Origin of the sequence: Paeniglutamicibacter quisquiliarum (genome assembly GCF_019084045.1) — a bacterium.
GTDB classification, from domain to species: domain Bacteria; phylum Actinomycetota; class Actinomycetes; order Actinomycetales; family Micrococcaceae; genus Paeniglutamicibacter; species Paeniglutamicibacter quisquiliarum.
Window position 1 is genome coordinate 151560 of sequence record NZ_JAHRED010000009.1, and the last position, 13271, is coordinate 164830.

Consider the following 13271-nt stretch of genomic DNA (forward strand, 5'->3'; position numbering starts at 1 on the left):
AAGGTAATGAAGGAGCACCCCATGTCACGTGCCGTAGGTATTGACCTCGGAACCACCAACTCCGTTGTATCCGTCCTCGAAGGTGGCGAGCCCACCGTCATCGCAAACGCCGAAGGCAACCGCACCACCCCGTCCGTCGTCGCCTTCGCCAAGAGCGGCGAGGTCCTGGTTGGCGACATCGCCAAGCGCCAGGCCGTGAACAACATCGATCGCACCATCGCCTCGGTCAAGCGCCACATGGGCACCGACTGGTCGGTCGCCATCGACGACAAGAAGTACACCGCGCAGGAAATCTCCGCACGTACCCTGATGAAGCTCAAGACCGACGCCGAGTCCTACCTGGGCGAAAAGGTCACCGACGCGGTCATCACCGTTCCGGCCTACTTCAACGACGCCGAGCGCCAGGCCACGAAGGAGGCCGGCGAGATCGCTGGCCTGAACGTCCTGCGCATCGTCAACGAGCCGACCGCAGCGGCCCTGGCCTACGGCCTGGACAAGGGCAAGGAAGACGAGCTCATCCTGGTCTTCGACCTCGGCGGCGGAACCTTCGACGTCTCCCTGCTGGAAGTCGGCAAGGACGAGGACGACTTCTCCACCATCCAGGTGCGCGCCACCTCGGGCGACAACCGCCTCGGCGGCGACGACTGGGACCAGCGCGTCGTTGACTGGCTGCTGGCCCAGGCCAAGCAGAAGGGCGCCGACCTGTCCAAGGACAAGATCGCCCTGCAGCGCCTGAAGGAAGCAGCGGAGCAGGCCAAGAAGGAACTCTCCTCGGCCACCTCCACCAACATCTCCCTGCAGTACCTCTCGGTCACCGCCGACGGCCCGGTCCACCTGGACGAGCACCTTTCCCGCGCCAAGTTCCAGGAACTGACCAACGACCTGCTCGAGCGCACCCGCAAGCCGTTCAAGGACGTCATCGCCGAAGCCGGCGTGAAGGTCGCGGACATCGCACACGTGATCCTCGTCGGCGGCTCCACCCGCATGCCCGCAGTAGTCGACCTGGTCAAAGAACTGGCCGGCAAGGACGCCAACAAGGGCGTGAACCCGGACGAGGTCGTCGCCGTGGGCGCTGCACTGCAGGCCGGCGTGCTGAAGGGCGAGCGCAAGGACGTGCTGCTCATCGACGTCACCCCGCTGTCCCTGGGCATCGAGACCAAGGGCGGTGTGATGACCAAGCTGATCGAGCGCAACACGGCCATCCCGACCAAGCGCTCGGAGACCTTCACCACCGCCGAGGACAACCAGCCCTCGGTTTCCATCCAGGTCTTCCAGGGCGAGCGCGAGTTCACCCGCGACAACAAGCCGCTGGGCACCTTCGAGCTGACTGGCATCGCCCCGGCGCCGCGCGGCATCCCGCAGGTCGAGGTCACCTTCGACATCGACGCCAACGGCATCGTCCACGTTTCGGCCAAGGACAAGGGCACCGGGGTTGAGCAGTCGATGACCATCACCGGCGGCACCGCTCTGTCCAAGGACGACATCGAGCGCATGGTCCGTGAAGCCGAGGAGCACGCCTCCGAGGACAAGGCCCGCCGCGAGGCAGCCGAAACCCGCAACGCCGCCGAGCAGTCCGCCTACTCGGTCGACAAGCTCATCAAGGACAACGCCGACAAGCTGCCCGAGGAGGTCAAGACCGAGGTCCAGGCCGACGTCGACGCGCTAAAGGCAGCCCTGGAGAAGCAGGACAACGACGACGAGGTCAAGGCCGCGTTCGAGAAGCTGCAGGCATCGCAGACCAAGCTGGGCGAGGCAATCTACTCGCAGGCGCAGTCCGAGGGCGCAGCAGCGGCCGACGACGCCGAGGCACCGAACGCCGACGAAGACATCGTCGACGCCGAGGTCATCGACGAAGACGACGAAAACGTCAAGAAGTAAGGGGCGCATCGACCATGTCAGAGGAAACTCACGACGAGGGTGCCTCCAAGGAAGAGGTCACTCCCGTTGACGAAGCCCACGACTCGGGTGACGCGTTGAGCCAGGCCGAAGCCATCCTCAACGAGGCAGGCAGCGAGGCCGGGGAAGAAACCCCGGTCAGCGACAAGGAAGCCGAATTGCGCGACGACCTGTTGCGCCTGCAGGCCGAATACGTCAACTACCGCAAGCGCGTCGAGCGCGACCGGGACGTGGCGCGCGAGGTCGCCGTCCAGTCGGTCATCACCAACCTGCTGCCGGTCCTCGATGACATCGACGCGGCCCGCCTGCACGGCGACCTGGTCGACGGGCCGTTCGCCTCGATCGCGAACAAGCTCGACGCGGTGCTCGAGGGCCTCGGCCTTCAGCGCATCAACGAGGCCGGCGTGGAGTTCGACCCGAACGTGCATGAGGCACTGATCCAGCAGCCGCACGCCGAGATCCCGGCGGACCACGTGGCGCAGGTCCTGCGCCCGGGGTTCAAGAAGGGTGAGCGCATCCTCCGCGCGGCCCAGGTGATCGTCTCCCTCGGGGAATAGTCACCAACGGCGGCACCTGCAGAAATGCAGGTGCCGCACCCCCACCAAGGTGCGGCGGCTCGCAGCGTTTCCAGTGATGGAACCGGCGATCCGCCGCATACTTGGTGGACACCACATCACGGATTTCTCCCCGCCACGACAGATCGGCGGGTGAGCCACAAGGATTTTTACAGCAAAGGAGGCGCCCGGTGGCAAGCCAGGACTGGGTCGACAAAGATTTCTACGCCATTCTTGGCGTCTCCAAGGACGCCAGCGACGCGGACATCAAGAAGGCGTACCGGAAGATGGCGCGCAAGTACCACCCGGACACCAACTCCGGCGATTCCGAGTCCGAGCGAAGGTTCAAGGACATCACCGAGGCACATTCGGTGCTTTCGGACCCGGAGGACCGCCAGCAGTATGACGCCATCCGCGCCATGGGCTCGGGGGCCCGGTTCAGTGCCGGCGGTCACGGCGGAGCACCGGACAACGGCGGCTTCGAGGATGTCTTCTCCAACCTTTTCAACACCGGGGGCTCTCGCCGCGGCGGCGGCAGCCAGATGCCACCGGATTTTGCAGACCTCTTCGGGGGCGGCGGTTTCGGCGGCTTTGGCCAGCAGACACCGCGCAAGGGCGCCGACCGGACAGCCAGCACCACGATCTCCTTCGCCGGTTCCATGAAGGGAACCACCATCGGCCTGCGCGAGGCCAACGGCGAGGTCATCGACGTGCGGATTCCGGCAGGGATCAAGGACGGGCAATCGGTCCGCGTCCGCGGGAAGGGTGCGCCCGGTGCCGCCGGCGCCGGGGACCTGATCGTCAAGGTCAGCGTCAAGCCGCACCCGTTCTTCATCCGCGAGGACAACAACATCCGGATCCATGTGCCGGTGACTTTTGACGAGGCAGCCCTCGGCGGGCAGATCGAGGTTCCCACGCTGACCGGCGAGAGCGTCAAGCTGAAGGTCCCGGCCGGCTCCTCACATGGCCGCACCCTGCGCCTGAAGGGACGCGGCGTGAAAACCTCCAAGGCCACGGGTGACCTGCTGGTAACCCTGGACGTGGTGGTTCCGCAGAACCTCTCCAAGGAAGCCAAGGCGGCCGTCGAGGCGTTCGCGGAGGCAACCAAGGCAGAGAACCCGCGCGAGGGACTGCTCGCGCGCGCAACGCTCTAATCACCGTGACGCCCCGTGCCGCCCACCAGCGGCACGGGGCGCTTCGGCTTACCAAGAAGTTGGCTACGGTGGATGAAAACGATTGAAAGGCAGGGATCATGGGCAATGACCGACTAAGGCCGATCTTCGTCATTTCAGTGGCAGCCGATCTGGCCGACATGCACCCCCAGACGCTGCGCCAATATGACCGCCTGGGTCTGGTCTCGCCCTCGCGCCAAGGCGGCAAGCAGCGCAGGTACTCCGAACACGACGTGGAGCTGCTACGTGAAATCCAGCGGCTGTCCAAGGACGGGGTCTCCCTGGAGGGCATCAAGCGCATCCTGGCTCTGGAAAACCAGGTCGCCGCGCTGCGTTCCCGGGTCGGGGAACTGAGCAACGAGGTCTTCGCCCTGCGCAGCGCCCACCAGGCCGCCGGGCTCGGACGAGTCTTTGCCGCCGGCAGCACCGGCGATGTGGTGTCCCTGGCCCGGGGCCAACGACCGCGCGGCCGCAGCCAGGCCGTGGTGGTGTGGAAGCCGCGGGGCAAATAGCCGCCGTGAACCCCCCACGTGGAAGCATCAAGACCCATGGGTGAGGGCTACGCCCGGCTCGCCGCCGAGGCACACGACCGCTTCGAGGCATTGTGTGCAATCCGCGGCAGGCTGGGCAGGACCCACCGCCAGGGCCTGGACGGCACCGCACATGCGCTGCGCCCCGGCTCCATGGATCCGGCCATCCCAGCCCGCCGATTGCTCTACCTCGACCTTTCCGCCCGTGAGCCGCTGGCAGCCATAGCCGTCGGCGACCTGGACACCGCCACCCACGTCACGTTCCAGCTCTCCGGGACCGGGATCCGGGCCCGCAATGCCCTGTGGGGCAGCGTGCGCGAGGCCGGGCAGCTGTACCTGGAGCAGCGGAAGGTCGGCGTCCCCGACCCCGCCGTGGTCGCCTGGCTGGGGTATCGGACCCCGAACCTTGCAGGCGCCCTGCTGAACCATGCCGCGCGGCGCGGCATGCACCGGCTGGCGCACGACCTGGCCACGTTCGCCCGACTGCGACCCGACAATCCCCACCTGGCCGTGGAGGCCCACTCCTATGCGGCGACGCTGGCAGCGCAGGTGCTTGATGCGGAATCCGGGTACGGCCTCCGGGCGCAGGCGCTGGCCATGATCGGCTCGGCCGGGATTCCCCGGCACGTCTCCCGGGAGCCGGGCCGGCTCAACGTGCCGGAGCCGAACATCTACGAGGCCATCGCCGCGGGGGATTGCCTGGCGTGGATCGGTCGCACGCTCTCCGGACGCAAACTGCTTTCCGGCCACGGGTTCAATGTCGGCGCGGAACCGGCGCTGGGACTGCATGCGGCCACGGGCCACAACACCTCCCGGTTCCGGGACGATGTCTTGTCCCCGGCGTGGGGCTACCGGGACCCCGGCACGCTTTCGCTGCGCAACCTTGCGCTGATCACCACCGGACAGCCGCCCCTGCCTTAATGGCCCGGGGCGGCGCCGTGCCCTGGCCCGACACCGCCCCGCCGATCGTTGTGCCTACAGGGCCTTGCGGTACGCCAGGTCAAAGATCAGGCGTCCGGCTTTCAGCGCCTTGCCCTCGAAGCTGGTCAGGGTGCGGCCCTCGAAGCGCGGTGCCCAGCCACCGAGTTCGTCGATGAATCCCGGGTCCTTGTCGTCTTTTTCCAGGCCCAGGCGGCGAACCTTGGTGAGATTGCTGTCCTCGCCGGACAGCTCGCCCGGGTGCAGGTTGGTGAATGCGGGTGACGCGTCAAAGACATCGCGCATCTGCTCCGCGTAGTTGGACCAGTCGGTGGCCAGTCGAACAACCCCACCGGGCTCCAGGACTCGTTCAAGCTTGGGCAGGAACGTGTCCTTGATGAGCCGGCGCTTGTGATGGCGGATCTTGTGCCACGGATCGGAGAAGAAGATCCAGATCTCGGAGGCGGAGCCTGCCGGGAGCATGGAGTCCAGGGCCTCCGGTGCGTTTGCCTGCACCGCGCGCACGTTGGTCAGTTCGTTGTTTTCCACGCGCACCATCAGCGCTGCCAGCCCGGGTCGGTACACCTCCACCGCGAGGAAATCCGTCTCACGGTTCCGGCTGGCGGCAAAGGCCATGGCCTCGCCCAGCCCCGAGCCGATCTCAACGATCAGCGGTGCCCGGCGGCCGTAGATCTCCTGGGGATCGAAGGTGAAGCCTTCGCCCACCGAGGTGTCGGTCCGGTCCCGCGGGGGATCGATAATGTACTTGCTGGCCGTCCGCTCCCAGGCGTCGGCGCGACGACCGTGCAAGCGGCTCCCGCGGCGAACAAAAGACACGGGTTCGGATTGGTAAAAGCTGAGGTCATCGACGGCGCGGCCGCTAATCGGCATCTTGCGCTCTGGGGGAAGGCTCATGCAGTTAAGGTTAGCGAACTTCAGCGTCCGGCTTTCCCTGTCTCCCAGTTGTCCAGCTTCGCCGGCCGCGGCGCGTGGGCATAGGATTCCCCGGCCTCGAGACCTGCGGGCCCCATGAGCTCGGTGACGGTGACAAAGGTGTATCCCTTGTCCTTCAGGCCCGAAAGGATCCTCGGCACGGCGGCGACGGTGCTGGGGTGGATGTCGTGCATCAGCACGATCGACCCCGGCCTGGTCTGCTTAATCGCGGCGTCCACCACTTTTTCGGTGTTGCGGTGCTTCCAGTCCAAGGTGTCGACGTCCCACAGGATGACCGGGGTGCTGGCCAGCCTGTCGCTAATGGAATTGTGCGCACCGAAGGGAGGGCGCATCAACGTCGCCGGCTGGTTGACGGCCCGGGAGATCATGTCGTTGGTGCGGTCAATCTCACTCCTGATCTGGGCCGAGGACAGTGAGGTAAGCGAACGGTGGTTCCAGGTGTGGTTGCCGATCTCGTGTCCCTCGGACGCCATGCGCTGCAGCATGTCAGGGCGGAGCATGGCATTGGGGCCGGTGACAAAGAACGTGGAGGGCGCGTCCCCCCGCCGCAGGGAATCGAGCAATGCCCCGGTCTTCGGGCCCGGTCCGTCGTCAAATGTCAGGGCAACACATTTTTCCGTCCGGCAGTCGATGCCGCGTCGTGACGATGGAGGGCCGGGCTCTTGGGACCGGGAGCGTCCGGCCTCGGGTGCAACGGCGTCCTGCGATTGGCCCGGCTGGATCCGTGGGCTCGGGGACATCGACGCGGTGCGGGCCAACGCGCCGAAGTCCGAGAGCAGGGCCGAGACCTGTTCGGCCGCAACCGTCACGGTGACGGGACCGATGGTGCCCGCGCCCAGACTGTTGTCGTCGAACTCAACCAACGCGTTGCCCTGCGCATCAAAGTTCACCGAGTCCAGCAGGGAATCGTCCAGCTCGCGGAGGCTCCCGGTGAGGACCAGTGTGTCGCTGGTCGCGGCCTGGAGAACGAATTCCTTGAATTCCGCCCAGTCATCGTCGCTGTCGAACAGGTCCCTGGTTCCCAGGACGCGTGGGCCGCCCAGAGCGAACCACTGCGTCAGGTATCTCGTCCCGCCGCCGGTGCCCGATGACTCGTAGGTATTGACCCTGATGGCCATTACCTGGCCGGAAAGGGCAGTGAGGTGGCTGCGCAAATTCAGTTCCGCCACGGGGAAAGTGCCGGTGGATACGTCTGGAACGTTTGCGCCCTTGAAGGCTTCGACTTCGTCCTTCACCAGTTCTCGCTGAACCCGGGTTGCCTCCGGGACCGAGGGCACCTCGAAATGCCTTGTGTAGATGCGCCGGTGTTCGTCGGATTGCGCCACAACCTCCAAATCAGGCACCAGCGAAATTGGCAGCGAGTCGGTGTTCTGGCGGTCCATCGCGGAAGAAGCGGCGCCGGAATCGTGAGACGGGGCCGACGGGAATTGGGGCGATCCGGGTATCGGTGCGCAGCCTGCCAGGAAAACGGTGCAGAGGATTCCGGAGATGAGCAGTGAAGATTTTTGACCTAACGCAGACGGCATCCAATAATCTTGCCCGTTTGGCGTGCGCCAATCGAATCCCCGGGGGCTTCTGCACGAATCGTTAGAAAGCGTTATCAAACATCTGGGGGCTCGCTCAGGGTGATACCCCATGGTGCGCCCCCGGTCCGTGGGAGAGACTTGAGGTATGCGAAACACTCTCTCCGTGGTCCTGAACGTCATCTGGCTTGTTTTTGGCGGCATCTGGCTGGCCGCCGGTTATGTACTGGCCGGCATCATTTGCTGCCTGCTCATTGTCACGATCCCCTTCGGAATTGCATCATTCCGCATTGCCCTTTACGCGCTCTGGCCGTTCGGGCGCACCGTGGTGGACCGCGGCAGAGTAGGTGCGTTTTCAACCATAGGAAATGTCATCTGGGTCTTGGTGGCCGGCATCTGGATCGCCATCGGCCATGTGCTGACCGCAATCCCCATGTTCGTGAGCATCGTGGGCATCCCGCTGGGCCTCGCCAACCTGAAGATGATCCCGATTTCCCTCATGCCGCTGGGCAAGGAAATCGTTCCGAGCAGCCAATACATGCCAATGTCACGCTAGGCCGATCGCGCGGCCTGCCATTGCCGAGGTCCACTGCCATGGGACGGCGGGTTTTCACCCCGAATATCCGTGCCGCCCGCATTGCCGTCAAGGTGCCCGCGTCATCCGGGGCAGTGCCTCATCCAAAGCGCCCGTGAAACAGGGGTGGTGCCCCATATGGAAGATACCCGCCATTCCCTGCCTGCCGGCAAGGCCCTTTTGTTGGGTCTCATCGAAACCTTGCATCTTGGCCGAGCGATTTCTAGTCTTTGGGTGTCGGAATCAATGCCCAACGCCTACCGGATGAGGCCACCTTATGAAAGACCTGATTAACTGCCTGTGGTTTGACGGACAGGGGCTGGAAGCAGCCCGGTTCTACACAGGAATTTTTCCGAATTCCCGAATTGTCTCCCAACTCGACCTGGACACGGAGGGGAACCCGACGAACGAGCCGCTCACCGTGGAATTCAGTCTCGACGGGCGCCCTTTCGTTGCCCTGAACGGCGGGCCCCTGTTCAAGTTCAACGAGGCCATCTCGTTCCAGATCATGTGCGAGGACCAGGTTGAGCTCGACTACTTCTGGGACAAGCTCACCGCCGGGGGAGAGGAAAGCCAGTGCGGATGGCTGAAAGACCGCTTTGGCGTGTCCTGGCAGGTGGTTCCGGTGCGCATGGTCGAATTGCTCGGCGATCCAGATCCGGAGGTTTCCCGTCGCGTGACCGAGGCATTCATGCCCATGAAGAAGCTGGATATCGCAGTCCTTGAGGCCGCCGCCAGGGGATAGCCGCGTATGCGTCGAGTCGGTGGAGTCGAGGATCATCCCGTTCAATAGCTCGCCCCGGGTATCTCAGTCGGTGCCCTTTCCGAAGCGTGTCGCGGCGACCTCGCACGGCCGTGTAATGCCTGGATGGGGCTATGGCCTGCCACATGGGGCCGCGGCAACGCCGCCGGTTGCCGGGATGCCGGGAATGAGCTGCAAATCCACCAAAAATCATCAGGTACTACCGGAGACTGCTGGCCAATGCATTGGTAGTGTAAGCATCAGCCGGGGGGGACTAGGCGACTCGTACTGCACCCGAGGGGGAATGATGACCCAGCTCGATCCAGCCTACGCGGGGACGTGGAGATTTGATCCCGGGCACACCCGCATCGGCTTTAACGCCCGCCATGCGATGGTGACGAAGGTGCGCGGCGCCTTCAACGAGGTGGAGGGAAGCATCCACGTCGACCCGGAGGATGTCGGCAAGAGCAGCGTTGAGATGACGGTGAAAGTGGCCAGCGTGGACACGCGCAATGCGGACCGCGACCAGCACTTGCGCACCAACGACTTCTTCGATGCGCCAAAATACCCCGACATCGTCTTCCGCTCGACGCGCATCGACCAGGTGGACGAGAACAGCTTCATCGTCAATGGCGAGCTGACCATCAAGGACACCACCCGGGAGATTGCCGTGCCCATGGAATTTACCGGAGTCGAGACCGATCCTTTCGGGAACCTGCGCGCGGGCTTTGAGGGCAGCCGCCGCATTGATCGCCGCGAGTACGGCGTGAGCTGGAACAAGGCGCTCGATTCCGGCGGGGTCCTGGTGTCCGAGCGGGTGTTGCTCGAATTCGAGATCTCGGCCATCAAGGAAGCCTAGGCCGGGCGGAAGGTGCCCGTGACCGATCCGCAAGGCGCAGCGCCGGCGACCCTCCGGGAGTTGCCGGCGCTGCGTTGTGTCCGGAGGAATAATTCTCGTGCACCCATAGTTGAGTGAGGTAGACTCAAGTTTGAGTGATTAGCCAACAACGAAAGGACGAGCGTGGACACCAAATTGACGACCAAAAGCCAGGAAGCCCTCTCCGCGTCGGGAATGAACGCCTCCACCGCGGGAAACCCGCAGGTGGAACCGGCGCATTTGCTCAAGGCGCTCGTTGACCAACGCGAATCGGTGGCCGTGGCATTGCTCAAGGCCGCCGGCATCGACCCGGACCAGGTTTCGGTCCTGGCCAGCGCCGCCATCAAGGCCCTGCCAACCTCGTCGGGGAGCAGCGTCGCGCAGGCCCAGTATTCCCGCGGCATCCTGCAGGCCATCACGGGTGCCCAGCAGGCGGCGGCGGCGCTCGGGGACGACTACGTCTCCACCGAGCACTTGCTGCTGGGGTTGAGCGAGGACACCGGCGCGGCCGGGAAGGCCCTGCGCGAGGCCGGTGCCACCCGCCAGGCCCTGGATGCCGCGCTGCCCACGATCCGCGGTGACCGCAAGGTCAACAACCCGGATCCCGAAAACACCTTCCAGGCCCTGGAGAAGTTCGGCACCGACATGACCGCCATCGCGCGTTCCGGCAAGCTCGATCCCGTCATCGGGCGAGACGCCGAGATCCGCCGCGTCGTCCAGGTGCTTTCCCGCCGCACCAAGAACAACCCGGTGCTCATCGGCGAACCCGGTGTGGGCAAGACCGCGGTGGTCGAGGGCCTGGCCCAGCGCATGGTCGCAGGCGACGTGCCCGAGTCCCTGCGCGGCAAGACGTTGATCGCCTTGGACCTGGCTTCCATGGTTGCCGGCGCCAAGTACCGCGGCGAGTTCGAGGAGCGGCTCAAGGCCGTCCTGGAGGAGATCAAGGCATCCGACGGGCAGATCGTCACCTTCATCGACGAGATCCATACCGTCGTGGGTGCCGGCGCGTCCGACGGCGCAATGGACGCCGGCAACATGCTCAAGCCCATGCTGGCCCGCGGCGAGCTGCGCCTGATCGGCGCCACCACGCTGGACGAATACCGCCAGAACATCGAGAAGGACCCGGCGCTGGAGCGCCGCTTCGCCCAGGTGTATGTGGGGGAGCCGAGCGTCGATGACACCATCGCGATCCTGCGCGGGCTCAAGCAGCGCTACGAGGCCCACCACAAGGTGACGATTGCCGACTCGGCGCTGGTGGCCGCCGCGGGCCTGTCCGACCGTTACATCGCCGGGCGACAGCTGCCGGACAAGGCCATCGACCTCGTCGACGAGGCCGCGAGCCGGCTGCGCATGGAAATCGACTCGGCCCCCGAGGAAATCGATGCCCTGCGCCGCTCGGTGGACCGCCTGACCATGGAGGAACTCGCCCTGGCGGGTGAAACCGACCCGGGGTCCCGCGAGCGCCTGGAGGCGCTGCGCGCCGACATGGCCGACAAGAAGGAGGAGCTCGATGCGCTCAATGCGCGCTGGGAATCGGAGAAGGCCGGACTGAACCGCGTGGGCGACCTCAAGGTGCGCCTGGACGAGTTGCGCTCGCGCGCCGAGAAGATGCAGCGCGAGGGCGATCTCGAGGGTGCCTCGCGCCTGCTCTACGGGGAGATCCCGGCCCTGGAAAAGGAGATGGCCGACGCCGACCAGGCCGAGGAGGCGGGCGATGCCAAGGAGCTGATGGTGGCCGAGGAAGTCACCGCCGACGACATTGCCGAGGTCATCTCCGCCTGGACCGGCATCCCCGCCGGCCGCATGCTGCAGGGTGAAAGCCAGAAGCTGCTGCACATGGAAGAGTTCCTGGGCAGCCGGCTCATCGGCCAACGCAAGGCCGTCGTCTCGGTGTCCGACGCGGTGCGCCGTGCGCGGGCCGGGATCTCGGATCCGGACCGCCCGACAGGTTCCTTCCTGTTCCTGGGCCCCACGGGCGTGGGCAAGACCGAGCTGGCCAAGGCCCTGGCCGATTTCCTCTTCGACGACGAGCGTGCCATGGTGCGCATCGACATGAGCGAGTACTCGGAGAAGCACACCGTGGCCCGCCTGGTTGGCGCCCCGCCGGGATACGTCGGCTACGAGGAGGGCGGTCAGCTCACCGAGGCGGTGCGACGCCGTCCCTACTCGGTGGTGCTGCTCGACGAGGTCGAAAAGGCCCATCCGGAGGTCTTCGACATCCTGCTGCAGGTCCTGGACGACGGGCGCCTCACCGACGGGCAGGGCCGCACCGTTGACTTCCGCAACGTCATCCTGATCATGACCTCGAACCTCGGGTCCCAGTTCATGGTCGACCAGACGCTGGCGGAGGACACGAAGCGCGAGGCCGTGATGAACCTCGTCAATGCCTCGTTCAAGCCCGAGTTCCTGAACCGGCTGGACGACGTGATCATGTTCGACGCGCTCTCCCTGGAGGAACTGGGATCCATCGTGGCCCTGCAGGTCGAGGCCCTGGCCAGGCGGCTGGCCTCTCGCCGGCTGGCCCTCGAGGTGGACGAGGACGCCCGCGACTGGCTGGCCTTCACCGGATTCGATCCGGCGTTCGGCGCCCGTCCGCTGCGCCGCCTGGTGCAGCGCGAGATCGGGGATCGGTTGGCGCGCGAGCTCCTGGCCGGAACCATCCAGGACGGGGACACCGTGGTGGTTGGCGTCAACGAGTCCGCCGACGGGCTCAACATCACCTCGCGCCGGGGATAGCACCGGTGCGGAACCTGCCGGCACCCGGGGCCGCCACCACGGCTGCGGGTGCCGGCAGCGCCGTGTCCGAAGCCGGCGTCAGGTGTTCAGCACGGCGGTTTCGGCAGGAAGCATGGACTGGCGCACGCTTCCCTCGTTCAGCGCCAGGAAGCAGGCCACCAGCCGGTCCCCGGTCGCCCAGGTCGACTCGGAAGGGCGGGAGAAGTGATACGACCAGCCGGTGTCCAGCGGAGCTGCCGGGTCCAGCGGGACCGACTTGCACAGTTCCTCGGAGCGGTCGAGGATTCCGTCCGGTCCGGGGTAGGTCTCCCCGTCGATCGCGAAGGTCCCGATGAGCTGGGCGTTGTGGGCTGTTTGGCAGGTCACCACGGTCGAGGTCTGCAGCGGGCCGGTGAATCCCTGGAGGCAATCGCCGACCTTCAACTGGTCGGCCGGGACGTCGGTTGCAATGATTCCGTCCAGCCCGGGCGATGCGTTTCGGCTCACCTCGGTGGTGGGTGCCGGTGCCGTGTCCGGGGCGAAAAACCTGTTGGCGCCATAGATGACAATCAGCATGATTCCCAGTGCGCCGATCAGGGCCCAAAATGCCGGGGCACGCCACCACGAACGCGTCTGTGACTTGGCACTAAGAGCCGGAAGCGCGGGCCTCGGCTCTGGCAGTGGCGGATCAGGCAAGCAAGCTCCCGGGCGGTTGGCAGTCGACTTGGTGGACAAAATAATACTCTACCGGCGGAACGGTGGTTCCGGGCAGGCACTCGCCGCCGAATCATGTTAACCTTGAAATACGAAAGAATT

At 65.5% G+C, this 13271-nt stretch carries 12 protein-coding genes; 9 read left to right on the top strand and 3 right to left on the bottom strand.

The window, feature by feature from the left end; all coding sequences use genetic code 11:
- Positions 1-21 precede the first annotated feature (21 nt).
- From dnaK to KRR55_RS16065, 5 genes are all read left to right on the top strand, one after another.
- Positions 22-1878: a molecular chaperone DnaK gene (gene dnaK / locus KRR55_RS16045; protein ID WP_217390169.1), complete on the top strand. Its 1857-nt coding sequence runs from the start codon at positions 22-24 to the stop codon at positions 1876-1878.
- Positions 1879-1892: 14 nt separating this feature from the next.
- Positions 1893-2453, top strand: a complete 561-nt coding sequence (locus tag KRR55_RS16050) for a nucleotide exchange factor GrpE (RefSeq protein WP_217390171.1) — start codon at positions 1893-1895, stop codon at positions 2451-2453.
- A 188-nt stretch (positions 2454-2641) separates the two neighbouring features.
- A complete protein-coding gene (locus tag KRR55_RS16055; RefSeq protein ID WP_217390173.1) occupies positions 2642-3604 on the top strand; it encodes a DnaJ C-terminal domain-containing protein in 963 nt (320 codons plus the stop codon).
- 98 nt (positions 3605-3702) lie between these two features.
- Positions 3703-4134 (top strand): heat shock protein transcriptional repressor HspR, encoded by a 432-nt coding sequence (locus tag KRR55_RS16060; protein WP_217390174.1) that lies wholly within the window; start codon positions 3703-3705, stop codon positions 4132-4134.
- A gap of 36 nt (positions 4135-4170) precedes the next feature.
- Positions 4171-5073, top strand: coding sequence for an alpha/beta hydrolase (locus KRR55_RS16065; protein ID WP_217390176.1), 903 nt, complete (start codon positions 4171-4173; stop codon positions 5071-5073).
- Positions 5074-5127: 54 nt separating this feature from the next.
- Here KRR55_RS16065 and trmB read toward each other — a convergent pair whose 3' ends face one another.
- Together trmB and KRR55_RS16075 are read right to left on the bottom strand one after the other, a co-directional pair.
- Positions 5128-5985, bottom strand: coding sequence for a tRNA (guanosine(46)-N7)-methyltransferase TrmB (gene trmB, locus KRR55_RS16070; RefSeq protein WP_217390178.1), 858 nt, complete (start codon positions 5983-5985; stop codon positions 5128-5130).
- 20 nt (positions 5986-6005) lie between these two features.
- The gene (locus KRR55_RS16075) at positions 6006-7406 is read right to left on the bottom strand and encodes a polysaccharide deacetylase family protein (RefSeq protein WP_217390180.1); all 1401 of its coding nucleotides are present in this window, start codon (positions 7404-7406) and stop codon (positions 6006-6008) included.
- 289 nt (positions 7407-7695) lie between these two features.
- Here KRR55_RS16075 and KRR55_RS16080 point away from each other — a divergent pair, with 289 nt between their 5' ends.
- The 4 genes from KRR55_RS16080 to clpB all read left to right on the top strand — a co-directional run bounded on the left by KRR55_RS16080 (position 7696) and on the right by clpB (position 12476).
- Positions 7696-8103, top strand: a complete 408-nt coding sequence (locus tag KRR55_RS16080; protein ID WP_217390181.1) for a YccF domain-containing protein — start codon at positions 7696-7698, stop codon at positions 8101-8103.
- 295 nt (positions 8104-8398) lie between these two features.
- Positions 8399-8866, top strand: coding sequence for a VOC family protein (locus KRR55_RS16085; protein WP_217390183.1), 468 nt, complete (start codon positions 8399-8401; stop codon positions 8864-8866).
- 304 nt (positions 8867-9170) lie between these two features.
- Positions 9171-9722: a YceI family protein gene (locus KRR55_RS16090; RefSeq protein ID WP_217390184.1), complete on the top strand. Its 552-nt coding sequence runs from the start codon at positions 9171-9173 to the stop codon at positions 9720-9722.
- Between the two features lie 162 nt (positions 9723-9884).
- Complete coding sequence (clpB, locus tag KRR55_RS16095; RefSeq protein WP_217390186.1) at positions 9885-12476, top strand: ATP-dependent chaperone ClpB; 2592 nt, start codon at positions 9885-9887, stop codon at positions 12474-12476.
- A 78-nt stretch (positions 12477-12554) separates the two neighbouring features.
- Here the strand turns inward: clpB and KRR55_RS16100 are convergent, their stop codons facing one another.
- The gene (locus KRR55_RS16100) at positions 12555-13031 is read right to left on the bottom strand and encodes a septum formation family protein (RefSeq protein ID WP_217390188.1); all 477 of its coding nucleotides are present in this window, start codon (positions 13029-13031) and stop codon (positions 12555-12557) included.
- Between the last annotated feature and the right edge of the window lie 240 nt (positions 13032-13271).

Coding starts and splice junctions, on each gene's coding strand:
- dnaK (WP_217390169.1), top strand. CDS start 22: ATGTCACGTGCCGTAGGTATTGACCTCGGAACCACCAACTCCGTTGTA.
- KRR55_RS16050 (WP_217390171.1), top strand. CDS start 1,893: ATGTCAGAGGAAACTCACGACGAGGGTGCCTCCAAGGAAGAGGTCACT.
- KRR55_RS16060 (WP_217390174.1), top strand. CDS start 3,703: ATGGGCAATGACCGACTAAGGCCGATCTTCGTCATTTCAGTGGCAGCC.
- KRR55_RS16065 (WP_217390176.1), top strand. CDS start 4,171: ATGGGTGAGGGCTACGCCCGGCTCGCCGCCGAGGCACACGACCGCTTC.
- trmB (WP_217390178.1), bottom strand. CDS start 5,985: ATGAGCCTTCCCCCAGAGCGCAAGATGCCGATTAGCGGCCGCGCCGTC.
- KRR55_RS16075 (WP_217390180.1), bottom strand. CDS start 7,406: ATGGACCGCCAGAACACCGACTCGCTGCCAATTTCGCTGGTGCCTGAT.
- KRR55_RS16080 (WP_217390181.1), top strand. CDS start 7,696: ATGCGAAACACTCTCTCCGTGGTCCTGAACGTCATCTGGCTTGTTTTT.
- KRR55_RS16085 (WP_217390183.1), top strand. CDS start 8,399: ATGAAAGACCTGATTAACTGCCTGTGGTTTGACGGACAGGGGCTGGAA.
- KRR55_RS16090 (WP_217390184.1), top strand. CDS start 9,171: ATGACCCAGCTCGATCCAGCCTACGCGGGGACGTGGAGATTTGATCCC.
- KRR55_RS16100 (WP_217390188.1), bottom strand. CDS start 13,031: ATGCTGATTGTCATCTATGGCGCCAACAGGTTTTTCGCCCCGGACACG.